This window comes from Brevundimonas sp. KH_025 (assembly GCF_057839885.1).
Map to the genome: position 1 here is coordinate 468,204 of NZ_CM174501.1, position 23,152 is coordinate 491,355.

A 23,152-nucleotide genomic window follows, 5' to 3' on the forward strand; every position below is an offset into this window, starting at 1 on the left:
ACCCATGACCGAAGTCACCTCCAATGTCGCCGGCGCCGACCGCGAACTGATCGCCTTCCGCATCGGCGAGCAGGAATTCTGCGTCGACATCATGAACGTCCGCGAGATCCGCGGCTGGACCCCGGCGACGCCCCTGCCGCGCTCGCCGTCCTATATGAAGGGCGTGATCAACCTGCGCGGCATCGTCCTGCCGATCATCGATCTGGGCGCCCGCTTCGGCCTGGCCACGGCCGAGCCGACCGCCCGCCACGTCATCATGGTGGCCCACATCGGCAACCGCCTGGTCGGCCTGCTGGTCGATGCGGTGTCGGACATCGTGCAGCTGACGGACTCGACCATCCAGCCGACGCCCGATGTCGCCAGCGACCATGTGAAGACCTTCGTCCAGGGCATCTTCGCCGTCGAGGGCGGCCGCATGATCAGCCTGATCGACCTCAACCACGTCCTGCCGGCCGAAAGCGAAGCCGAAGCCGCATGACCACCGCCGCCGGGCGCACGTCCCTGGTGGAAGGCGAATTCGTCTTCACCGCCGAGGATTTCCGCCACATCGCCCAGACCCTGCACGCCCACGCCGGCATCGCCCTGAGCGAGGGCAAGGCCGCGCTCGTCTATTCACGCCTGGCCAAGCGGCTGCGCGTGCTGGGGCTGCGCAGCTTCCGCGACTACTGCGCCCTGATCGAGGGCGTGGAGGGCGTCGACGAGCGTCAGGCCATGACCGCGGCCCTGACCACCAACGTCACCCGCTTCTATCGCGAGCCGCACCACTTCGATCACCTGCGTGACCAGGTCATGCCGGAACTGGCGGCGCGGGCGCGGGCCGGCGGCCGGGTGCGCCTGTGGTCGGCGGCCTGTTCCAACGGACAGGAGCCCTATTCCATGGCCCTGACCGTGCTGGACGTCCTGCCCGAAGCGGCGGATCTGGACGTGCGCATCCTGGCCACCGACATCGACCCCAACATGGTCGCCGAGGGCGCGGCGGGGATCTATTCCGACGAACTGCTGTCGCCGGTCCCGGCCTCGGGCCGCAAGCATTTCACGCCCGTCGCGGGCAGCCCCGGCCAGTTCAGCGCCGACGCGACCCTGCGCCGCCTGGTCTCGTTCCGCGAACTGAACCTGATCGGCGACTGGCCGATGCGCGGCAAGTTCGACGTCATCTTCTGCCGCAACGTCGTCATCTATTTCGACGACGCGACCCAGGAGATGGTCTGGAGCCGCTTCACCCCGATGATGGCCCCCGGCGCCACCCTCTACATCGGCCACTCCGAGCGCGTCAGCGGCCCGGCGACGAGCCAGCTGCAGACCTGCGGCCTGACCGCCTACAAGCTGGGAGGTCGGGCATGAGCCATCCCGCCCACACTTCTCCTGTGCGCGTCCTGATCGTCGACGACAGCGCCACCATGCGCAGCCTGATCAGCGCCGTCCTGCGCCGCGACCCAGAGATCGCCGTGGTCGGCACGGCCGCCGATCCGCTGGAGGCCCGCGCCGCGATCAAGGAGCTGAACCCCGACGTCATCACCCTGGACGTCGAGATGCCCAATATGAACGGGCTGGAATTCCTCGAGAAGATCATGCGGCTGCGGCCCATGCCGGTGGTCATGGTCTCGACCCTGACCCAGGCGGGGACCGACGTGACCCTGGCGGCGCTGGAGGTCGGGGCGGTGGACGCCGTGGCCAAGCCCGCGCCCGGCGTCCCGGCCCAGGAAGCCTTCGCCGATCTGGCCGACAAGGTGAAGATCGCCGCCCGGTCGCGCGTTCGCCCGCTGGAGACGCGCGCAGCGAGGGCTGTCGACGGCGCCTATCGCGCCGACCCGAACCATATTCTGGCCATCGGCGCCTCGACCGGCGGGGTCGAGGCCCTGCTGAACATCCTGTCGGCCTTCCCGGCCAACTGCCCGGCGACGGTGGTGACGCAGCACATGCCCGCCACCTTCACCCGGAGCTTCGCCGCTCGCCTGGACAAGGCGTCCGGCGCGACCGTCACCGAAGCCGTGGACGGCGCGCCCCTGATGCCCGGCCACATCTATATCGCCCCGGGCGGCGAGACCCATCTGGAGGTGTCGGGCAGCCGTTGCCGCCTGGTCGCCGCCGATCCGGTCAATGGCCATCGCCCCTCGGTCGATGTCCTGTTCAACTCGGTCGCCCGTCTGGGCCGCCCCATGACCGGGGTGATCCTGACGGGGATGGGCAAGGACGGGGCCAAGGGCCTGCTGGCCATGCGCCAGGCCGGCGCCCGGACCCTGGGCCAGGACGAGTCCTCCTGCGTTGTCTACGGCATGCCGCGCGCCGCCTTCGAGCTGGGCGCCGTCGAGCGCCAGCTGTCTCTGCCCCGTCTCGCCCCCGCCATTCTCGACCTGTGCGCCGCCGGTGCGGCCGCCTCAAAGCCTGTTGCGTAAGGATCCCCCATGCCCGCCGCTTCCGCCCTCAACGTTCTGGTCGTCGACGACCAACTGACCATGCGGTCCCTGATCCGCAACAGCCTGCAGCAGATCGGCGTGCGCGAGATCTCCGAGGCCGCCGACGGCGAGATCGGCCTGCGCTCGGCCATCACCAAGCCCGTCCACCTGATCATTTCGGACTTCAACATGCCGAACCTGGACGGCCTCGGCCTGCTGCGCGCCATCCGCGCCCACCCGCCCACCTCCAAGACCGCCTTCATCATGCTGACCGGCCGCGCCGACCGCGAACTGGTGCAGCGCGCGGTGCAGTTCGGCGTCAACAACTACCTGGTCAAACCCTTCACCACCGCCCAGCTGAAAGAGAAGCTGGAAGGCGTGTTCGGTCCGCTGACGTGATCCGCGCCGGCGATCAGCTGACGGCCGAAAGGCGCGTCCATGTCGGCCAGGGCGAGCACCTGGTGACGTCCGATCCCGACGTCGTGCTCTCGACCGTGCTCGGCAGCTGCGTCGCCATGTGCCTGCGCGATCCGGTGGCCGGGGTCGGCGGCATGAACCACTTCCTTCTGCCCGAAGGGGCGGGGGCGGGCACCGACGCGGGGCGCCGCTACGGCGCCTATGCGATGGAGCTGCTGATCAACGACGTGCTGAAGGCGGGCGGTCGTCGCGACCGTCTGGAAGCCAAGCTGTTCGGCGGCGGGCGGATGTTCGACTCGCTGAAGGACGTGGGCACGTCCAACGCCGATTTCGCCGAGCGCTTTCTGGCTGACGAAGGGATTCCCGTCGTCGGCGCCAGCCTCAGGGGCGCCGGGGGGCGTCGATTGCATTACTGGCCGGTGACGGGTCGGGCGCTGCAGCGCGGGGTCACGGATGCGGTCGCCCTGCGTCCTGCGCCGCCGCCGCGGCCGCCCGTCGATTCCGGCGCGCTGGAGCTGTTCTGATGAGCGATTACGATACGAAAGGGCTGCTGACGGCGGTCGCGGCCGAGTTGGCCGACATCCGCGCCGGCGTGGACGAGGCGGCCGGGCTGGTGTCCGAACTGCTGAAGCTGGCGCCGCCCGAGCAGCGCCTGGCGTTTCTGACGCGGACCCAGGCCTTCGACGTGCTGAGCCAGCGGATCGACGCCCTGTCGGGCCTGGCCGAGGCCCTGGCCGACGACCAGCCGATGGACACGGCCCTGGCCGCCCTGCCTCTGGCCGAGATGGCGGAGCGCCTGCGCGAGACCTCGCTGCGCGGCGCACCCGAGCGTGTCGCCGGCCGCGCCGCCGCGTCGATCCGGCCTGCGCCCGCCGGCGACCTCCTGCTGTTCGACTGATCCCATGGGCGCCAACGATCGGGTCAATCTGGAGCAGTCGACGGTCCTGTTGATCGACGACAACGCTCAGGCGCTGGATATGCTCAGCTCCGTCTTTCAAGGCTTCGGCGTCAAGGAGCAGATCAAGTGCGGCTCGGCGACCGAGGGCGTGCGCGTCATCCAGAACCGCGCCGTGGACCTGATCGTCATCGACTGCGCCGATCCGGAGATGGACAGCTACGCCTTCGCCCGCTGGCTGCGGCGCGAGACGCCCGCGCCGCTGCGCTTCATTCCGATCATCCTGCTGACCGGCCACGCCTCCCAGGCCAAGGTGCGCGAGGGGCGCGACTGCGGCGTCAGCTTCGTCGTCACCAAACCCCTGACGCCGGCGGTGCTGCTGAAGCGCATCCTGTGGCTGGCGGGCGATGAGCGCGAGTTCGTGGAGTGCGAGACCTACGTCGGCCCCGACCGGCGCGTGCGCAACTTCGGCCCGCCGCTGGGCATGGCGGGGCGCCGCAGGGACGACCTGTCCGCCCACGTCGGCGTCGCCGTCGAGGCCAATATGGATCAATCCGACATCGACATGCTGATGAAGCCCCAAAGGGTCGCCCTGTGAGCCGTACCAAGTGACCGAAGCCCGCACCCTGAAGATCAAGACCAGTCTGGCGCGCCAGATGGCCCAGCCGGGCGGCCGCACCCTTGCCGACGTCGAGCGCCGCGCCAACGAACGGCTGGAGCGTCACCGCGACGACGTCATGATCACCGTCGCCGGCACGATCACCGAGCTGGAGCTGGTCGCCGCCGCCGCCGCGCCGGGCACGGAGCCGCAGGTCTATAAGCTGGCCTCGTCCCTGCTGGACACGGCGGGCTTCTTCGACACGGGGCCGCTGTATGAGGCGGGCTACAGCCTGTGCGACGTGGCCGACCGGATGCAGACCAACGGCGTCTGGAGCTGGCCGACGGTCGGCGTCCACGTCCAGGCCATGCGCCTGATCCTGACCGGCGGCTGCAAGGCCGACGCGACCAGCGACGCCCTGCTGACGGGCCTGCGCTCCATCGCCGCCAAGACGCGGCAGGAATAAACCCTTCTCCCCTTGAGGGAGAAGGACCTCAGCGCCCGTAGCGGGCGATGCCCAGGTCCGCCGTCTCGATGTCCGGGGTCTGGCCGCTGACGATGTCGGCGATGACGCGGGCCGAGCCGCAGGCCATGGTCCAGCCCAGGGTGCCGTGGCCGGTGTTCAGGAACAGGTTGTCGAACTTGGTCCCGCCGACGACCGGGGTGCCATCCGGCGTCATCGGACGCAGGCCGGACCAGTAGGTCGCCGCCTTCAGATCGCCCGCGCCGGGGAACAGCGACCCCACCGAATGCTCCAGCGTGTTGCGGCGCGGCTCGGGCAGGACGTTGTTGTAGCCCGAGATCTCGGCCATGCCGCCGACGCGGATGCGGTCGCCCAGGCGGGTGATGGCCACCTTGTAGCTCTCGTCCATGATGGTCGAGACGGGGGCCGCCGGCTCGTTCACGATCGGGGCGGTGATCGAATAGCCCTTCACCGGATAGACTGGCAGGGTCATGCCCAGCGGCTTGACCATCTGCGGCGAATAGGAGCCCAGGGCCAGGACATAGGCGTCGGCCGTGATCCGGCCCCGGCTGGTCTCGACGCCCGAGATGCGGCCCTTGTCGGTCGTCAAGGCCTTGATGGCGGTGTCGTAGAGGAAGGTCACGCCTTGCCCCGCCGCCACGTCGCCCAGGGCGTTGGTGAATTTGAAGCAGTCGCCGGTCTCGTCCTTGGGCAGGCGCAGGCCGCCGACGAACAGGTCGCGCGTGGCCGCCAGGCCCGGCTCGGCGGCGATGCAGCCGTCCTGATCCAGCACCTCGAACGGCACGCCGCCTTGGCGCAGGACCTCGGTGTCCTTGTAGATGCCGTCCAGCTGCTTTTGCGTGCGGAACAGCTGCAGGGTGCCCTGCGTGCGGTGGTCGTAGTCCAGGCCCAGTTCGAGGTTCAGGGCGGTCTGAACCTCCTGGCTGTAATCGGCCAGGCGCACCATCCGCGCCTTGTTCAGCGCATAGCGGGCCGAGGTGCAGTTGCGCAGCAGGGCCAGCAGCCAGCGCACCGTGGCGACGTTCACTTGAGGCTGCAGGATCAGCGGGGCGTGGCGCATGAACAGCCACTTGACCGCCTTGGCCGGAATGCCAGGCGCGGCCCAGGGCGAGGAATAGCCGGGGGAAATCTCGCCCGCATTGGCGAAGCTGGTCTCCAGCGCCGGGCCGCTCTGGCGGTCGATCACCGTGACCTCGTGGCCCGCCTTGGCCAGATAGTGAGCCGTCGTCACGCCGATGACGCCGGCGCCCAGGACTGCGATCTTCATAGTCTTGACCTTACGCGAAGTTCCCCGCGCCCGTTCCCTAGACCAGTTTTTCCGTTTGTCGAGCCGGATGCGGGGCGTGTGCGTTGCAACATGTCGCTCTGTTGAAACGGTTCGGCCTGGACCGGATGAAACTTGAGCGGAAATCTCTCGCCGACGCGGCGCGATGCCCGTCCCTTAGTTCCGCTCATCCCGGCGAAGGCCGGGATCCAGATCATATGACCGGGGGCTGGCTTCAAATGGCGCTATGGCGTCACCTGCTGTCAGCCGCGCGCCTTACAATCTGGATCCCGGCCTTCGCCGGGATGGGCGATGAAGGGGGCTTCAGCCCATCTCTTTGCGCAGCAGCACCCCGCCCAGCGGGGGCAGAGTTCCAGCCTCACCGCTATAGACGGCGTCGATAACGATATAGCCGTCGGGCGCCGTCCACGCCTGCGCCTCGTGCCCCAGGTTGAACACCGCCAGCAGGGCCTCGCCGCCGCCCTCGCGGGTGAAGACCAGCAGGGGATCGGTCGCCAGCACGACCATGTCGCCCAGCCTCAGCGCCGGATGGGCGCGGCGCAGGGCCAGGAGGCGGCGCGTCGCGTTCAGCATCGAGGCCGGATCGGCGTCCTGGACGTCCACGGCCATCGCCGGGTGGCGGGCGTCGATCGGCAGCCACGGCTCGACGCTCGAGAAACCGGCGAAGGGGGCGTCCGCCGTCCACGGCATCGGCGTACGGGCGCCGTCGCGGCCCAGGGTCTGCGGCCAGTTGGCGACGGCCTCGGGATCGACCAGCCGCTCGAACGGCACTTCGCCCTGGGGCAGGCCCAGCTCCTCGCCGTAATAGACGAAGACATTGCCGCGCAAGGACACCAGCAGCAGCAGCAGCATCTCGGCCAGTAGGCGCTCGTCGCGCCCCTCGGCCCAGCGCGATGCGGCGCGCGGCGCATCGTGGTTGGAGAAGGTCCACGACGGCCAGCCTTCGCCCGGACCTCCCGGCCACATCTCGGCGCCCGCCTTGACCAGATCAGCCGTCAGCCGCTCGGCGTAGAGGTAGAGGAAGCCATAGGCGCTGTTCAGGCGGCGGTCGGCGGTGAAGGCCTTCATCTCGCGCGCCGCGTGGTCGCCGCCGACCTCGGCCACGGTGAAGCGGTCGCCGTAACTGTCGGTCAGCGCCCGCACCCGCGCCAGGAAGGGCAGGATGTCGGGGTGCGACTGGTTGTGGATCTTGTCCTGAAAGTCGAAGGGCCGGGTGCGCTTGCCGCCGGGCGGCCAGGCCGGATTGTCCCGCAAGGCCGGGTCGCCGATCATGAAGTTGACGGCGTCCAGGCGGAAGCCGTCGACCCCGCGATCCAGCCAGAACTTGCCGACGGCCAGCAGGGCCTCCTGCACCGCTGGATGGCGGACGTTCAACTGCGGCTGCTGGGGCAGGAAGTTGTGCTGATAATACTGGCCGCGCCGCGCGTCCCAGGTCCAGCCCGGCCCGCCGAAGACGGACTGCCAATTGTTCGGCGGCGAACCATCGGCCCTGGCGTCGGCCCAGACGTACCAGTCGGCGTAAGGATTGGTGCGGTCCTGACGGCTGGCCTTGAACCAGGCGTGCTGGTCCGAGGTGTGCGACCAGACCTGATCAAGGATGATCTTCAGCCCAAGGCCGTGAGCCTTTTCCACCAGCCGGTCGAAGTCGGCCAGGGTCCCGAACACGGGATCGACGTCGCAATAGTCGGCCACGTCATAGCCGAAGTCCTTCATCGGCGAGGGGTAGAAGGGCGAGATCCACACCGCGTCCACGCCCAGCGAGGCCACGTGGTCCAGATGCGCCGTGATCCCCTTCAGGTCGCCGACCCCGTCATTGTTCGTGTCGGCGAAACTGCGCGGATAGATCTGATAGATCACCGCCCCCCGCCACCATTCCCGATGCGGTTCGGAACCAGAAGGAGGCGCGGGCGAAGGGGTCATGCTCAGGACGAACGCGTGGGGTCCGTCAGCGGTTCGCCGTGGTGGCGTTCGCCGTGCAGGTTGGCGGCCAGGGACGCGGTGGTGCGTTCGATCAGGCGGTGGACCACCGGCTTGTCCGGCCCCTGATGCAGGGCGTAGATCCGCTGCGAGATGTCGGCGTCGGCCTGGGTGATGCGCTGGTTGTGGCGCACATAGTCCAGCCAGGTCGCGGTCTGGTATTTCTCGACCCAGACGTCCGGCTCGGCCAGGTCGCGCAGCAGCCGCCACTGGCGCGCGCCGTCGCGGCGGCGGACGCGGCGCCGTTCGTTCATGACGGCCAGGAAGTCGTCGATGTCTTCTTCCCGGATGCGATAGGCGATGGAGACGATCACCGGCCCGCTGCGCGGCTCGATCGGCAGTTGCGTCTGCGGCTCGGTCCAGCGCTTCAGCAGATCCATGTTCAGGTTGGCGGTCGAGGGCAGGGGGACCCGTAGGCCGATCAGGACGCACAGGACCAGCACCCCCGCCGACAGGCCCAAGGCCGTGTCCAAGCCTTGCGTCTGGGCCAGCGAGCCCCACAGCCAGCTGCCGCCCGCCATGCCGCCGAAGGCCGCCATCTGATAGAGGGCCAGGGCCCGCGCCACGACCCAGCGCGGCACCGACATCTGCACGGTGACGTTGAAGCTGGACAGGGTCAGCACCCAGCCCGCCCCCGCGATCATCAGGGCCGGCAAGGTCAGGATCAGCCAGGGGCTGTAGCCGACGACGGCGGCGGCGGCGGCGAAGCCCAGGGTGGCGACCCGCACCACGGTCTCGGTCTCGTATTTCGCTCTCAGCTTGCCGACGAACAGGGCGCCCCCCACGGCCCCGACGCCGAACGCCCCGAGCAGCAGGCCGAAGGCCAGAGGCCCGCCGCCGCCCTCGCGCGCCACCAGAGGCATCAGGGCCTGAACCGCGCTGGCTCCGATCCCGAACACCACGGCGCGCAGCAGCACCGCCGTCACCCGCGGCGACAGGAAGGCGTAGCGCAGGCCCCCCGCCATGGCCGCCAGCAGCCCCTCGCGCGGCAGGGTCTGCTTGGGTCGGTCGGGCTTCCAGCGGAACAGGACGATCAGCAGGCCGACATAGCTGAAGGCGTTGACGGCGAAGGCCGCCGCCGCGCCCGCCGCCGCCACGATCATGCCGCCGATGGCCGGACCGACGCTGCGGGCCAGGTTGAAGCCCATGGAGTTCAGGGTCACGGCCCCGGCCAGATCCTCGCGCGGGACCATGTCGCCGACCGACGCCTGCCACGCCGGGCCGTTGAAGGCCGTGCCGCAGCCGATCAGGAAGGTGAAGCCGAGCAGCACCCAGGGCGTGATCCAGCCCACATAGGTCATGGCCGCCAGCCCCGCCGAAACCAGCAGCATGAAGCTCTGGGCCGCCAGCATGATCTTGCGCCGGTCCACCGTGTCGGCCAGCGCCCCCGCCGCCAGCGACAGCAGCATGATGGGCAGGGTGACGGAGGCCTGCACCAGGGCCACCATCTGGGCCGAGGCGATGGAGGACATCATCCAGGCGGCGCCGACCGACTGGATCAGGCCGCCGAAATTGGTCACCAGGCTGGTGATCCAGACGGCGCGGAAGACCGGATGGTTCAGCGGGGCCAGCGCCCCGGTGCGCACGCGGCCTGAGACGTCCTTGTCGGCGTCTGGGCTGGTCATGAAGCGGACCGGCTGAGGCTGAACATCAGGATGGCGACGCCCGATCGGTGACTGCGGTTTGACGCCTACTGCACCCCTTTGGCGCCGGCTTGGCAAGCCGAGGTCTCGACTTTCGCCCGCTTCACCATGACTTCGCCGAAAAGGCCTACGATGACGCGCCCGACCGCAGCCCCTATAGAGGCCGCTTCCAGTTTTCCCTTGCCGCCGGGACCGTCTCCCTGATGTCCGAAACCGCCTCGCCCGTCTGTGTCGCCGCCCTCTATCGCTTTGCGTCCATCAAGGACCTCGAGGCCGTGCGGGCGCGGCTGCTGGACCTGTGCGGCGACGAGGTGCGCGGCACGCTGCTGGTGGCGCACGAGGGGCTGAACGGCACCATCGCCGGGCCGGACGCCGCCGTCGCCCGCGTGGTGGACGGCATCCGCGCCCTGCCGGGCTTCGACCGGCTGGAGCTGAAATACTCGACCGCCGAGGTCATGCCGTTTCACCGCATGAAGGTGCGGCTGAAGGCCGAGATCGTCACCATGGGCGTGACCGACATCGATCCGGTCGAGGGCGTGGGCGCCTATGTTTCGCCGCAGGACTGGAACGCCCTGATCGCCGATCCCGACACGGTGATCATCGACACCCGCAACGACTACGAGGTCGAGGTCGGGACGTTTGCGGGCGCCATCCAGCCCAACACGCGGACGTTTCGCGAGTTTCCCGACTGGTTCCGCGAGCATGGCCGCGCCCTGCTGGACCGGCCCAATCCGCCCAAGGTGGCCATGTACTGCACCGGCGGCATCCGCTGCGAAAAGGCCACCGCCTTCCTCAAGAATGAGGGCGTCGAGCAGGTCTTCCATCTGGAAGGCGGCATCCTGAAATACCTCGAGACCATCCCCGAGCCGGAAAGCCTGTGGCGCGGCGACTGCTTCGTCTTCGACGAGCGGGTCGCGGTCGGTCATGGCCTGAAGGAGGGCGACCACAGCCTGTGCCGCGGCTGCCGCATGCCGGTCAGCCCCGAGGCGCGTCTGTCGCCCTTGTATGTCGAGGGCGTCTGCTGCGAGCGGTGCCACGATGCGCGCACCGACGAGCAGCGCGAGGGCTACGCCGAACGGCAGAAGCAGATGGAGATCGCCGCGCGGCTGGGCATCGAGCATGTCGGGGCGGCGCTGAAGCGGGCGGAAAGCTAACCGAGCCTCCCTTCCCCCTCGAGGGGGGAAGGGTCGGGGATGGGGGTGAGGGCGCACCCTTGCCGATGGAGCGCATTAGGCGAGGCGGCGTCTCCAGGGGGTAATGAGAAACTGCCTGCCTCCACCCCCACCCAACCCTCCCCCCTCGAGGGGGAGGGCTTTTGCTGATGAGGCGTTGTCCGGCCGACTGTGTTTAGGTGTCCGTTCTCTGAGAACGGAGCTGGCCATGTCCGCCTTTCGTCCCGTCGCCGATCTGGACACTCATGAGGTGACGAACCAGCCGCCGCCGCTGGAGGACGTCAACCTGTTCACCGGCGACCGGGCGCTGGCGGACGCCGTGCGCCGCGCGGGCGGGGCCCAGCACGAGGCGCGACTGACGGCCCTGGGCGCCCGTTGCGGCTCGGCCGAGGTCATCGATTGGGGCGTGCAGGCCAACCGCGTGCCGCCGGTGCTGGACACCCACGACCGCTACGGCCGGCGCATCGACGAGGTGACGTTTCATCCGGCCTATCATCAGCTGATGGCCCTGGGGCTGGAGGCGGGGCTGGCCTCCGCCGCCTGGGACGGAACGGCCAACGGTCACGTCGCCCACGCCGCCATCCTGTTCCTGACGGGGCAGGCGGATTCGGGGACCAGCTGTCCCATGACCATGACCTACGCCTCGGTTCCGGCCCTGGCGGTCGATCCGGGCGTGGGCGCTTCGTGGATCGAGAAGATCACAGGCGGCCGCTATGACCCCGCCGTCCGCCCCGCGACCGACAAGGCGGGCGTGACCCTCGGCATGGCCATGACCGAGAAACAGGGCGGGTCGGACGTGCGCGCCAACACCACCCGCGCCGAGCCGACCGGCGAGGACGGCTGGTATCGCCTGACCGGGCACAAGTGGTTCTGTTCGGCGCCCATGTCGGACGCCTTTCTGACTTTGGCCCAGGCGCCGGGCGGTCTGACCTGCTTCCTGCTGCCGCGCTGGCTGCCGGACGGGACGCGCAACGCCGGCTTCCGCGTCGTGCGGCTGAAGGACAAGATGGGCGACCGCTCCAACGCCTCGTCCGAGGTCGAGTATCACGGCGCCCTGGCGCAGAGGCTGGGCGAAGAGGGCCGGGGCGTGGCGACCATCATCCGCATGGTTCAGCACACGCGGCTGGACTGCGTCGTCGGCTCGGCCCAGCAGATGCGCGGGGCCCTGGCCCAGGCCATATGGCACGCCCAGCACCGCACCGCCTTCCAGAAGCGGTTGATCGACCAGCCGATGATGGCGGCGGTCCTGGCCGATCTGGCGGTTGAGAGCGAGGCGGCCACGGCCCTGTCGATGCATCTGGCCGGGACTTTCGACCGCGACGACCCGGTCGGGCGGCTGCTGACGCCCGTGGCCAAATACCAGGTCTGCAAGCGCGCGCCCGGCATGATCTATGAGGCGATGGAGAGCCTGGGCGGGGCCGGATACGTCGAGACGGGGCCGATGCCGCGTCTGTTCCGCCAGTCGCCGCTGAACGCCATCTGGGAAGGCTCGGGCAACGTCATCGCCCTGGATGTGCTGCGCGCGGTCGGGCGCGAGCCGGAGGCGGTCGAGGCCCTGCGCGGTTTCCTCGAGGCGGCGCGCGGGCGCGACGCCGTCTATGATCGCTGGCTGGACGCGCTGGACTTCGCCCCGTCGTCCGAGACGGCGGCGCGTCTGTCGATCGAGCGGCTGGCGCTGGCGGCGCAGGCCGCGGTCCTGTTGTCAGGCGAGAGCCCCGTCGCCGGGGCCTTCTGTCGTCTGCGTCTTGAGCCGCGCGGCGCGGCCTATGGCGCGTTCGATGCCGACATCGATACGGGCGCGATCCTGGAACGGGCCTCGCCCGCCTGAAAACAACAGGCGGCGGCTCGCGGGTGCGAACCGCCCCGGCCTGAAAACAACAGGCGGCGGTTCGCAGGCGCGAACCGCCGCCGCCGATCAGCTGAGGACGACGATCGCCACGCGGCGATTCTGCGCCCGGCCTTCGCGGGTGTTGTTCGGCGCGACCGGCTTGGTCTCGCCATAGGAGATGGTCGCCATGCGGTTCAGGGCGATGCCCTGGCTGCTGAGGAAGCGACGCACGGCTTCGGCGCGCGCCTGACCGAGTTGCTCGTTCATGCGCTCGTCGCCGGCCGCATCGGTGTGGCCCTGGATTTCCAGATAGACGTTGCGATTCTCGCTCTTGAGGCGCTGGACCAGTTCGGCCAGGCGCTGTTCGGCCTCAGGCGACAGGGCGTCGCGGTTGACCGGGAACTTCACCGAGTCGTCCGACAGGACCACTTCGAAGAGGAACTTGCCTTCAGCCAGCTTGTGCGCGGCGTTGGCGCGGGCGAGGGCTTCGCCGGCGGTGCCTTCGACCTGGGTCAGATGGGAATCGACCTGAGTGACGCGGCTGTCGACCACGGCAACATTGTCACGCACGAAGCGATGGCTTGCACACCCGCTTGCGGTCAGTCCTACCAGCACCACCACTGCGCTGGCCGCGACCGCCTTAGATGTCAGTTTGATCAAGTTGAGTCTCCTTCGTGCCGGGGCGCTACTCCGGGGGATGCGCGACGCTGCACCCGCAGATGCAGGGAACGGCGCTCCAAAGACGCGCAACGACGGACATGGTTGCAGCTTAACCATAGAAAAATATGAGAAATCGATGGTTTTAATCGGTTGCGCGTATTCAAGGCGCGGCGCCATGATGCTGACGCGAGGCGGTGGTTTCGAAGCGCCGGCTTCTTTATCCTGAGGTCGCGCGCCGGGATGTTCATGCTTTCCGATTTCATCTTGTCAGGGGCTGTGCTGAAGGATCCCGCCGCTTGAGCGGCGCGGCGCAGAAGACGCGACGGCGGGCGCTGACCGTGGCCGCCAGCATCGGCGCGCACCTGCTGGTCCTGGCCGTCATCCTGCTGGCCCCGGCCAAGACGCCGGTCTATCCGCCCGAGGCCGAGGCGATCGAAGTGACCCTGGTCGATCTCCCGCCGCCGTCGCCGACGCCCTCGCCCGAAGAAGGCGGCGGCGGTTCGCCGGCGCCGGCCCCGACGCCGGCCCCTGCGCCCGTCCCCACGCCGACGCCGGTCAAGACGCCGGCCAAGGCCCAGCGCGCCGCGCCGACGCGGCCGTCGCCCCGGCCCAGCCGCCCGGCGCCGCGCTCGCCCAAGGTCGAAAGCGTGCCGATCACCGCGCCCGAACCCAGCGTCTCCTACGTCTTCATGGGCGACGCGGCCCTGGCCGGCGCCCTGACGGCGGGCGGCGGAGCGGGGGCGGGCGCAGGCTCGGGAACCGGCAGCGGAACCGGGGCCGGCAGCGGCTCGGGCAGCGGCGGGGGCTCAGGCTCCGGCACGGGCGGGTCGTGCGACATGGTGCGCCGTCTGCAGAACGCCCTGCGCGACGCGCCGGGCGTCCGCGCCGCCCTGACCGAGGCCTATCGCACCTCGGGCGCCAACGGGCGGGCCATTCTGATCTGGAACGGCGACTGGGTGCTGAGCCCCGGCCAGGAGGGCAAGGGGCTGGCGGGCGTGCGTCAGGCCGTGGCCGTCACCGTCGGCTTCACCCCGCGCGCCTGCAAGACCGAGACGGTGCGCGGCTATGTCCTGCTGACCCTGGGCGACGGCCCCGGCGCGCCGCGTCTGGCCCTGGGGACCGGCCAGTGGCGCTGGGCCGACCTGCTGAACTAACTCGGCATAAGCCCTCCCCTCGAGGGGGAGGGTTGGGTGGGGTGGTTTCGCGGCGGTTTCGCATGAATCATGAGAGGCGGGAGCGAAGACCTTCGACGCTGCCTCCCGCGCCAGGTTCGGAAAGGGTGGTGTCTTCACCCCATCCCCGACCCTTCCCTCTCGAGGGGAAGGGAGCATGTTGCGGCCTGCTGGCTTCCTTTCGAGACTCAGCCAAGGCCCAGAGGGCCGTAGAGCACGGTCAGCCAGACGCCGATGGACAGGAAGACGCCGAACGGCAGGCGGTCGGTCGCCGAGACCTGACGCCGCACGACCAGCATGGCCAGCACCACGCTGAGCCCCGCGACGGAGGCCCACAAAAGGACGCTGGGCAGTCCCGCCACGCCGACCCAGGCGCCGCCTGCGCCGAACAGGATGGGATCGCCGCCGCCCAGACCCTCGCGCCCGCGCACCCTCTTGTAGAGCCACGCCAGCAGCCATAGGCCGCCGAAGCCGACCGCCGCGCTGATCAGCGGCGGGATCAGGGCCGAGGGGAAGGCCGCGCTCAGTCCGCCGGGATAGAGCAGCACCGCCGTCAGCAGGCCGCTGACGAGCAGGGGCAGGGTCAGCTGGTCCGGCAGCCAGAAATGCTCGGCGTCGACCAGGGCGATGATCAGCAGGTTCCAGCCCAGCACCCCGGTCATCAGGGCGGTGGTGAAGTCGGCGGAATGCAGCCCGGCCCAGACCCCGATCAGGCCCGATCCCAGCTCGATCAGCGGGTAGCGGATGGGAATGGTCGCGCCGCAGTCGGCGCAGCGCCCGCGCGACAGGGCCCAACTGAGCACAGGGACCATGCGCCAGGGCTCCAGCGTCTTGCCGCAGCCGCCGCAGCGCGAGCGGCCGAACACCACGTCCTCGCCGCGCGGCAGGCGCAGGCTGACCAGCCCCAGGAAGCTGCCGACGATCAGGCCGACGCCGCCCAGGAAGGCGGCATAGATCAACATGGGTCGCCTCCCCGGCGCGTGGTCCAGCCCCCTGCCTAGCGGCCTCGGGCGGTTTGGGGGAGGCGGAATCGTCAACGGCTGATCGACGCCATGTGAAATCTCTGCCGTATCGGGACGGCTTTTCACGCAAGCGGCGCCACAGCTTCACTGAACGGCGTCTGATTTGTCGTGGTTCGGCGGCGGCGGTGTCACATCCGGCTTCTAGGGGAGGGACCGGGCAGGCGGGCGCCGATCATCCAGTTCCGGACAATCCGTCCGGGCGTCCCCCTGCATGTCTCATTGGCTCAGACACGGTGCAGAAGATGACCGCTCTCAAGACGAAAACCCTGCTTGCGGTCGCCGCCAGCGCCCTGGCCCTCGCCGCCTGCGGCGGCGACGGCACCTCTGAACTGCAGAACCCCGGCAACACCGGCGGCAACCCGGGCACGGGCGGCGGCGGCAACCCGGGCGGCGGCGGCGGAAGCGGCTCGACCGGCGCCTGCCCGACCCACCCGAACGTGACCAAGGTCACGGTCGGCACCGAGGCGCACTGCCGCATCTCGGGCGAGATCACCACCAACCTGACCCTGACGGCCGGCCCGGCCTATCAGCTGAACGGCACGGTCAAGGTCGGCAAGGACGTCGGCTTCGACGGCCAGAAGGCCGGCGGCGTCACCGCCGTCCTGTCGATCGACCCGGGCGTCAAGATCTACGCCGGCACCCGCACCTCGCAGCTGGCGATCCAGCGCGGTTCGCGCATCAACGCTGTCGGCACCGCCGCCCAGCCCATCATCATGACCAGCGCCGACGCCCTCGGCTACGCCACGACCCTGGGTCTGGCCAACGCCCGTTCGCCGCTGGGCGCCGGCGTCCGCGACGACCCCTATTCGGGCGAGTGGGGCGGCCTGTCGCTGCTGGGCCGCGGCGTGATCAACAACTGCCCGGCCGCCCCGGCCGTGTGTGAAGCCGAAGCCGAAGGCGGCTCGGGCCTGTACGGCGGCAATGTGCCGAACGACACCTCGGGCACGCTGAAATACGTCCGCGTCGAATACGCCGGCGTGCGCTTCACCGAGACCAACGAACTGAACGCCGTCGCCTTCTGGGGCGTCGGTTCGGGCACCTCGGTCGACTACCTCCAGGCCCACAACGGCGGCGACGACACGGTCGAGTTCTTCGGCGGTTCGGTCAACGCCAAGCACCTGGTGCTGACGGGCGCCGACGACGACAGCCTGGACTGGACCTTCGGCTGGAACGGCAAGGTCCAGCACGTGGTCATCGCCCAGAACCCGCTGCAGCCGGCCGGCGACGCAGGCTTCGAGGCCGACAACAACGAACTGGGTCACGACATCGCCCCGCGCTCGGCCCCGACCCTCTCGAACGTGACCCTGGTGGGCAACACCACGGCCGGCGCCGGTCTGCGCCTGCGCCGCGGCACCGCCGGCAAGCTCTACAACCACGTCGTGTCGGGCGCCTTCCAGCGCGGCCTGCGCATCGACGACGCCGCCACCTACGCCCAGGCGGACGCCGGAAACCTGTCGCTGCGCTCCTTCTACATCTCGGTCGCGACACCCTTCCACAGCACCCAGGCCCAGGCCGTCTTCACCAAGGACGCCAACAGCCGCACGGGAACCTCGACCCTGTCGTCCTACACCTCGGGCGGCCGGGCCTACATCAACGGCGTCAACGAGAACGGCGTGACCTCGGTCGATCCGCGCACGGTCGACGCCTTCTTCGACAACGCCCCCTACGTCGGCGCCGTCCGTGACTCGGCCTCCAACTGGACGCTGAACTGGACCCGCTGGCTGAACGACTAAGGGTCGCATCGACCCTTGAGCGGCGGGCGGCTGAAAGGCCGTCCGCCGTCTCGCCTTTCCTCCTTCTCTCTCCGGCGCTTGCACCGAAGGACTTCTTGAGATGACGCCTACCCGCACGATCGGCCTCGCCGGCCTGCTCGCCAGCACCGTCCTGACCGCCCCCGCCCTGGCCTGGGCCCAGGACGCCGCCGCTCCGACCGCCCCGACGCCGCAGGACCCCGAGGCCGTCTCGACGGTCGAGGACATCGTCGTGCGCGGCCGCTTCGTGCCGGACGTGAAGCGCGAGACCTCGGCGGTCGCCAACATCCTGACCGAGGAAGACATCAAGCGCTCGGGCGACTCGGAGATCGGCGAGGCCCTGGCCCGCGTCACCGGCCTGTCCATCGTCGGCGACGGCTATGTCTATGTGCGCGGCCTGGGCGATCGCTACTCCAGCATCATCCTGGACGGCTCGACCCTGCCCAGCCCCGAGCCGCTGAAGCGCGTCGTGCCGCTGGACCTGTTCCCGACCTCGCTGGTCTCGAACGCCCAGATCCAGAAGACCTATTCGGCCCAGTATCCGGGCGAGTTCGGCGGCGGCCTGATCGCCCTGTCGACGCGCGCCATTCCCAATGAACGCTTCCTGTCCTTCGGCGCGTCCATCGCCGCCGAGACGGAAACGACGGGCAAGGACGGGCTCTACTGGGATGCGGGCGGCAAGCTGTCGAACATCGGCATCGCCGACAACAGCCTGAACCTGCCCAAGTTCATCGCCATCGACCCCTCGCTGAAGTCCTTCGCCAACAATCCGGCCATGCTGCAGGCGGCGGGGCGTTCGCTGCGCAACATCTGGTCGATCGACGGCGACAGCAACCTGCCGGACTTCGGCTTCAACCTGTCGGGCGCCGAGATCGTCGACCTGTCGAACGGCATCCGCCTGGGCGGCTTCGTCGCTCTCGACTACGACTATCAGGTCCGCAACCGCGAGGGCGTGCGCAACTCCTTCGAGGTCAACGGCGGCGTCAACGACCAGATCAGCCCCGAGGCCTGCGCCAGCGCCGGCGGCCTGTCCAACGCCACGGGTTGCGGCTTCCAGCGCACCGAACAGGAATACGCCCTGAACGCCCTGGGCGCCTTCGGCGTCGAGTTCAACGAGAACCATGAGCTGAAGCTGACCACCCTGCTGCTGCGCAAGACGCGCCAGCAGGCCCTGATCGAGCGCGGCCTGTTCTCGGCCGACCCCGGCCTGATCCGCAGCTTCCAGCGCCTGAACTGGATCGAGCAGCAGATGAACTCGAACCAGCTGTCGGGCCGTCACGTCTTCCCGCTGCCGATGGCGCTGGACCAGCTGCAGATCGACTGGCGCGCCGCCTATTCGACCGCCTCGCGCGACACGCCCTATCGCCGCGAATATTCCTATCGTCTGGAGCCGGACAACGTCTTCCGCCTGACCCCCGGGTCGGATTCCAACCGCACCTTCTTCAGCGCCCTGGAAGACCAGAACACCGAGTTCGGCCTCGACTTCACCCTGAACGGCCTGATCGCCGACCGCGAGATCACCCTGAAGGCCGGCGGCCTGCATCAGGAGCGCGAGCGCGACTTCGCCAGCCGCCGCTACTCGTTCCAGCCGGCGGCGGGCGTGATCATCAGCCCGGCCCTGCGCGCCTACGTGCCCGAGATCATCTTCAGCCCGGACAACATCGGCGGCAATGCGGGCTACACCCTGCGCGACATCACCGACCCGTCGGACTTCTTCGACGCGACGATGGAGATCAACGCGGCCTACGCCTCGGCCGAGGTCGAGGTGATCCCTGACCTGCGCGTCACCGCCGGCGTCCGCTACGAGGACTCCAAGCAGCAGGTGAACAGCTTCATCCCGCTGGGCGAGACCGGCGCGGGCGATCCCATCGCCGCCGACCTGGCGAAGGACTTCTGGCTGCCGACCGCGACGGCGACCTGGGAGTTCTTCGACAACATGCAGCTGCGCTTCGGCTACTCGAAGACGATCAACCGTCCCGACCTGCGCGAGCTGGCCAACGCCCTGTTCCTGGACGACGACTCCAACACCCTGGAGCGCGGCAATCCGAACCTGAAGATCGCCGAGATCCAGAACTACGACCTGCGCTGGGAGTGGTATTTCGGCCAGCGTCAGTCGGCCACCGTCGGCCTGTTCTACAAGTCCTTCGACAACCCGATCGAGCGCACCTATCAGCCGATCGGCGAAGGCTTCGGCCGCTCGTTCCAGAACGCGCAGGAAGCCACGCTGAAAGGCGTCGAGGCCGAGATCGACTACACCCTGCCGATGGACGCCTGGGCCCCGAACCTGACCTGGTTCCACGACAACGAAGTCTTCGTCGTCGCCAACGTCACCTGGTCGGATTCGGAAGTCACCGACGCGGCCTATACCCGCGCCCTGCAGGGCCAGTCGGAATGGCTGGGCAACCTGCAGCTCGGCTTCGAGAACACCACCGCCCGTCGCCGCGCCACCCTGCTGGTCAACTATCAGGGCGAGCGGATTTCGGACGCCGGCATCATCACCGGCTCGACCCGTCTGCCCGACGTGATCGAGACCCCGCCGATCCTGATGGATCTGGTCGCCAGCCAGACCTTCACCGTCGGCGGCCGCGACTATGACGTCGGCGCCAAGGTCGAGAACATCCTGGGCGAGGAATACGAGCGCAGCCAATCCTTCGCCAACGGCGGCAAGGGCGTGGTCGAGGGCTACAAGCTGGGCACCACCTTCTCGCTCAGCCTGTCCACGACCTTCTGATCCGCATACGGCGGCGTTGTCACAACAACGTCTCGCCGCCGTCATCGCCGCGTGAGGCTTCGACCCCGGCTGCTGGAGTAAGCAGCCGGGGTCTCCGTTTTCGGGGGTGTTCGGAGCGTCGGGCGTGATCGCACGGGTTGGGGAATGGGGGCGTCAGGCGCGCACGGCGATCGCCGCGCGGCCAGGGCGGATTCGCGCCGGGGTCGAGATCGCCCTGGTCGCGCTGCTGGCGGTGCAGGCCGGGCGTCTGGCCTGGGTCTTCGTCGCGCCGCAGCCTGAAACGGCGGTCGCCGCCCGCGCCGCAGCCGCGCCCGTGGACGCCTCCATCTTCCAGCGTTTCGACGCCTTCTTCCGCACCGGCGACAAGAGCAGCCTGGCCGAGGCCGCCGGCGCCGACAGCAACGCCCTGCGCCTGTTCGGGGTGCGCGCGGGCGGCTTGGGCGGCGGCTCGGCCATCATCGGTCTGCCCGACGGCCGACAGGTCTCGGTCGGCGTGGGCGAAACCATTTCCGAGGGCCTGACCCTGGCCTCGGTGGGCGAGGACTTCGTCACCGTCTCGCGCGGCGGATCGGTCAGCCGACTGGTCTTCACCGAGACCCCGGCAGGCGCCGCGACGCCGCCGCCGCCGCCCTCTACGGCCCAGGTCATGACGCCGACGGGCGCGCCGGCCCCGGTCTCGGCTGCGGCCCCCGCCGCCGCGCCGACCGGGCCGGTGATCGATCCGCAGCGGCTGATGGCTCAGGCCTCGCTGCGCCCCCGCATGGACGGGCTTCGCATCAAGGGCTTCACCCTGGCCGCGCGCGGCGACGGGGCGGCGCTCAGGGCGGCGGGCCTGCAATCGGGCGACGTCATCCTGGCCGTCAACGGGGCCGAACTGAACAGTCTGGAACGTCTGTCCGAACTGGGCGGCGAGCTTTCCGGCAGCAGCGCCGCCGAGATCCGCTTCGAGCGGAACGGCCGGGTGCAGACCACCACCATAAGGACCGGCCAGTGATGCGCCTTCACCGCTCTTTCGCCGCCGTCGCCCTGTCGGCCTTGATCGCCGCGCAGGGACCGTTGCTGGCCTCGCCCGCGCTGGCTCAGGGCTCTGGTCAGGATGGGGCGCGCCAGACCCTCAACGTCCAGGGCGCCGACATCCGCGCCTTCATTCAGGACGTGGCCCGCACCACCGGCCGCACCTTCATCGTCGACCCCGCCGTGACCGGAAACGTCACCGTGACCAGCCAGCGGGCGCTGAACAAGACCGAGCTGTTCGAGGTCTTCCTCTCGACCCTGCGCGCCAATGGCCTGGTGGTGACGCCGACCAGTTCCGGCGCCTATCGCATCAGCCCGGCCCAGGGCGCGGCGCAGGGACCGTCGACCGTGGGGTCCGAGCGCTTCTCCACCCAGGTCTTCCAGCTGCGCAACATCGACGCCGCCTCGGCCGCCGAGACCATCCGGCCTCTGGTCGGCGCACAGGGCCAGGTCCTGGCCAACCCCAGCGGCAACAGCGTCGTGGTGGCCGACTTCGCCGACAACCTGAGCCGCATCCGCAGCCTGATCCAGCGCATCGACGTGGACCGGGCCTCGTTCGACGTGGTGACGCTGGAGAACTCCTCCGCCGCCGAGATCGCGGGCGTCCTGGCCCAGGTCCTGGCCCCGCCCGGCGGCCAGCCGGGGCAGGGGATGGTGACGGCGACGCCGGTGGCCAGCTCCAACTCCGTCATCCTGCGCGGCGACCCCGCCGCCGTGGCGCGGGTGCGCCCCCTGGTCGAGGACCTGGACCGCCGCGCCCGCTCGGCCGACGACGTCAAGGTCGTCTTCCTGCAACACGCTGACGCCGAGCAACTGCTGCCGGTGCTGCAGCAGATCGTCGGCCAGCCGGCAGCGGCGGCCAGCGCCACCGCGACCCCGACCGCCGCGCGCGGAGCCGGCGAGGCCGCCGCGCCGACGCCGCAGGTCGCCGCCCCGGCCGCGCCGGTCGCCGGCCAGAAGGCCAGCATCGCCCGCTTCCCCGGCGCCAACGCCCTGGTCATCTCGGCCTCGGCCGACACCCAGAGGATGCTGGCCGAGGTCATCCGCCAACTGGACAGCCGCCGCCAGCAGGTGCTGATCGAGGCCATCGTCGTAGAACTGGGCGACACCGCCGTGCGCGAACTGGGGGTCCAGTGGCTGCTGGCCGGATCAGACGGAAACCCCATCGGCCTGACCAACTATTCCGACCGTTCGGCGCCTCTGGTTCCCATCGCGGGCGGGGCGGCGGCGGGTCAACTGGACAAGGACGATCCGCTGCGCGAGCAGCTGCAGAACCTGGCCCTGAACAGCCTGCTGGGCGCCAACGGCTTCATCGGCGGCGGCGGCGGGCGCATCGGCTCGGACGGCCTGTTCGGCTTCATCATCAATGCGGCCAAGTCGGACGAAGGCTCCAACCTGCTGCAGACCCCGTCGCTGATGACGCTGGACAATGAGGAGGCCACCATCCTGGTCGGGCAGGAGGTGCCGATCACCACCGGCGAGACCCTGCTGGACGGCAACTCCAACCCCTTCCGCACGACCCAGCGTCAGGACATCGGCGTCAAGCTGATCGTCAAGCCGCAGATCAACGCCGGCGGCTCCATCACCCTGTTCCTGCGCCAGGAGGTGTCGAGCATCAACGGCGTCCTGACCAACAGCGCCTCCGACCTGGTGCTGAACAAGCGCGAGCTGGAGACGACGCTGGTCGTGGACGACGGCGAGATCGCGGTCGCCGGCGGCCTGCTGGATCAGAACGACCGCCTGTCCGTCGACAAGGTGCCGGGGCTGGGCGACGTGCCGGTGCTCGGCAACCTGTTCAAGTCGACCAGCCGCCAGCGCGGGCGCACCAATCTGATGGTCTTCATCCGCCCGACCATCATCCGCACCCCGGGCGACGCCCAGCAGCTGAGCGCCGACCGCTGGGGCTATATGCGCAGCGAACAACTGCGCTCGCAGCCGGGCGTCGAGCCCAGTCTGGACGAGATGCTGCGCGACTATATGCGCACCCAGGCCCCGCTTGCGCCGCGCGCCATCGACAACCCGGCGCCGGGCGGGACGGCCCCCGTGGGCGAGGTCACGATCTCGCCCCTGGCCCCCGCCGCGAACGCGACCGCGCCGCAGGGCTGAGCAC

General features: G+C 69.6%; 20 protein-coding genes. 15 read left to right on the forward strand and 5 right to left on the reverse strand.

Translation table 11 applies throughout. From position 1 onward, the window contains the following. Positions 1-4 precede the first annotated feature (4 nt). Genes AC3IS2_RS02335 through AC3IS2_RS02370 form a run of 8 tightly spaced genes read left to right on the forward strand, consistent with a single transcriptional unit; the run spans position 5 to position 4,769 of the window. Positions 5-478, forward strand: a complete 474-nt coding sequence (locus tag AC3IS2_RS02335) for a chemotaxis protein CheW (RefSeq protein WP_431565932.1) — start codon at positions 5-7, stop codon at positions 476-478. Then, on the forward strand, positions 475-1,341 hold the full coding sequence (locus AC3IS2_RS02340) for a CheR family methyltransferase (protein ID WP_489199070.1): 867 nt from the start codon (positions 475-477) through the stop codon (positions 1,339-1,341). The genes AC3IS2_RS02335 and AC3IS2_RS02340 overlap by 4 nt, the downstream gene beginning before the upstream one ends. Further along, a complete protein-coding gene (locus tag AC3IS2_RS02345; RefSeq protein WP_489199071.1) occupies positions 1,338-2,393 on the forward strand; it encodes a protein-glutamate methylesterase/protein-glutamine glutaminase in 1,056 nt (351 codons plus the stop codon). The genes AC3IS2_RS02340 and AC3IS2_RS02345 overlap by 4 nt, the downstream gene beginning before the upstream one ends. A gap of 9 nt (positions 2,394-2,402) precedes the next feature. Further along, positions 2,403-2,792 carry a response regulator gene (locus tag AC3IS2_RS02350; protein WP_422676711.1) on the forward strand — a complete coding sequence of 130 codons (390 nt, stop codon included), beginning with the start codon at positions 2,403-2,405 and terminating at the stop codon, positions 2,790-2,792. Next, complete coding sequence (locus tag AC3IS2_RS02355) at positions 2,789-3,334, forward strand: chemotaxis protein CheD (RefSeq protein ID WP_489199072.1); 546 nt, start codon at positions 2,789-2,791, stop codon at positions 3,332-3,334. Before AC3IS2_RS02350 ends, AC3IS2_RS02355 begins: the two co-directional genes overlap by 4 nt. Further along, positions 3,334-3,708, forward strand: coding sequence for a DUF8776 family protein (locus AC3IS2_RS02360; RefSeq protein ID WP_489199073.1), 375 nt, complete (start codon positions 3,334-3,336; stop codon positions 3,706-3,708). Before AC3IS2_RS02355 ends, AC3IS2_RS02360 begins: the two co-directional genes overlap by 1 nt. Positions 3,709-3,712: 4 nt before the next feature. Continuing rightward, a complete protein-coding gene (locus tag AC3IS2_RS02365; RefSeq protein ID WP_489199074.1) occupies positions 3,713-4,303 on the forward strand; it encodes a response regulator in 591 nt (196 codons plus the stop codon). Between the two features lie 10 nt (positions 4,304-4,313). Further along, the gene (locus tag AC3IS2_RS02370) at positions 4,314-4,769 is read left to right on the forward strand and encodes a chemotaxis protein CheE (protein ID WP_489199075.1); all 456 of its coding nucleotides are present in this window, start codon (positions 4,314-4,316) and stop codon (positions 4,767-4,769) included. Positions 4,770-4,797: 28 nt separating this feature from the next. Here the strand turns inward: AC3IS2_RS02370 and AC3IS2_RS02375 are convergent, their stop codons facing one another. The 3 genes from AC3IS2_RS02375 to AC3IS2_RS02385 form a co-directional block, all read right to left on the reverse strand. Then, positions 4,798-6,054: a D-amino acid dehydrogenase gene (locus AC3IS2_RS02375; RefSeq protein ID WP_489199076.1), complete on the reverse strand. Its 1,257-nt coding sequence runs from the start codon at positions 6,052-6,054 to the stop codon at positions 4,798-4,800. Between the two features lie 321 nt (positions 6,055-6,375). Then, positions 6,376-7,992 (reverse strand): alpha-amylase family glycosyl hydrolase, encoded by a 1,617-nt coding sequence (locus tag AC3IS2_RS02380; RefSeq protein ID WP_489199077.1) that lies wholly within the window; start codon positions 7,990-7,992, stop codon positions 6,376-6,378. Positions 7,993-7,994: 2 nt separating this feature from the next. After that, positions 7,995-9,674 carry an MFS transporter gene (locus AC3IS2_RS02385; RefSeq protein WP_489199078.1) on the reverse strand — a complete coding sequence of 560 codons (1,680 nt, stop codon included), beginning with the start codon at positions 9,672-9,674 and terminating at the stop codon, positions 7,995-7,997. Between the two features lie 221 nt (positions 9,675-9,895). Between AC3IS2_RS02385 and trhO the strand changes: the two genes are divergently transcribed. Next, positions 9,896-10,846 carry an oxygen-dependent tRNA uridine(34) hydroxylase TrhO gene (gene trhO / locus AC3IS2_RS02390; protein ID WP_489199079.1) on the forward strand — a complete coding sequence of 317 codons (951 nt, stop codon included), beginning with the start codon at positions 9,896-9,898 and terminating at the stop codon, positions 10,844-10,846. A gap of 226 nt (positions 10,847-11,072) precedes the next feature. Then, complete coding sequence (locus tag AC3IS2_RS02395; protein ID WP_489199080.1) at positions 11,073-12,692, forward strand: acyl-CoA dehydrogenase family protein; 1,620 nt, start codon at positions 11,073-11,075, stop codon at positions 12,690-12,692. 87 nt (positions 12,693-12,779) lie between these two features. Here the strand turns inward: AC3IS2_RS02395 and AC3IS2_RS02400 are convergent, their stop codons facing one another. Beyond that, entirely contained in the window at positions 12,780-13,352 is a 573-nt protein-coding gene (locus AC3IS2_RS02400) for an OmpA family protein (RefSeq protein ID WP_489199081.1), read from the reverse strand. Between the two features lie 296 nt (positions 13,353-13,648). Here AC3IS2_RS02400 and AC3IS2_RS02405 point away from each other — a divergent pair, with 296 nt between their 5' ends. Continuing rightward, positions 13,649-14,506, forward strand: a complete 858-nt coding sequence (locus AC3IS2_RS02405; protein ID WP_489199082.1) for a hypothetical protein — start codon at positions 13,649-13,651, stop codon at positions 14,504-14,506. A gap of 206 nt (positions 14,507-14,712) precedes the next feature. Here AC3IS2_RS02405 and AC3IS2_RS02410 read toward each other — a convergent pair whose 3' ends face one another. Beyond that, positions 14,713-15,486 (reverse strand): prepilin peptidase, encoded by a 774-nt coding sequence (locus AC3IS2_RS02410; RefSeq protein WP_489199083.1) that lies wholly within the window; start codon positions 15,484-15,486, stop codon positions 14,713-14,715. A 302-nt stretch (positions 15,487-15,788) separates the two neighbouring features. Here AC3IS2_RS02410 and AC3IS2_RS02415 point away from each other — a divergent pair, with 302 nt between their 5' ends. From AC3IS2_RS02415 to gspD, 4 genes are all read left to right on the forward strand, one after another. Continuing rightward, positions 15,789-17,279, forward strand: a complete 1,491-nt coding sequence (locus AC3IS2_RS02415) for a hypothetical protein (RefSeq protein WP_489199084.1) — start codon at positions 15,789-15,791, stop codon at positions 17,277-17,279. A gap of 100 nt (positions 17,280-17,379) precedes the next feature. Beyond that, positions 17,380-20,028, forward strand: a complete 2,649-nt coding sequence (locus tag AC3IS2_RS02420; RefSeq protein WP_489199085.1) for a TonB-dependent receptor domain-containing protein — start codon at positions 17,380-17,382, stop codon at positions 20,026-20,028. A 124-nt stretch (positions 20,029-20,152) separates the two neighbouring features. Continuing rightward, positions 20,153-21,022 (forward strand): type II secretion system protein N, encoded by an 870-nt coding sequence (locus AC3IS2_RS02425; RefSeq protein ID WP_489199086.1) that lies wholly within the window; start codon positions 20,153-20,155, stop codon positions 21,020-21,022. Next, positions 21,022-23,148, forward strand: a complete 2,127-nt coding sequence (gene gspD, locus AC3IS2_RS02430; protein WP_489199087.1) for a type II secretion system secretin GspD — start codon at positions 21,022-21,024, stop codon at positions 23,146-23,148. The genes AC3IS2_RS02425 and gspD overlap by 1 nt, the downstream gene beginning before the upstream one ends. Positions 23,149-23,152: the final 4 nt, after the last annotated feature.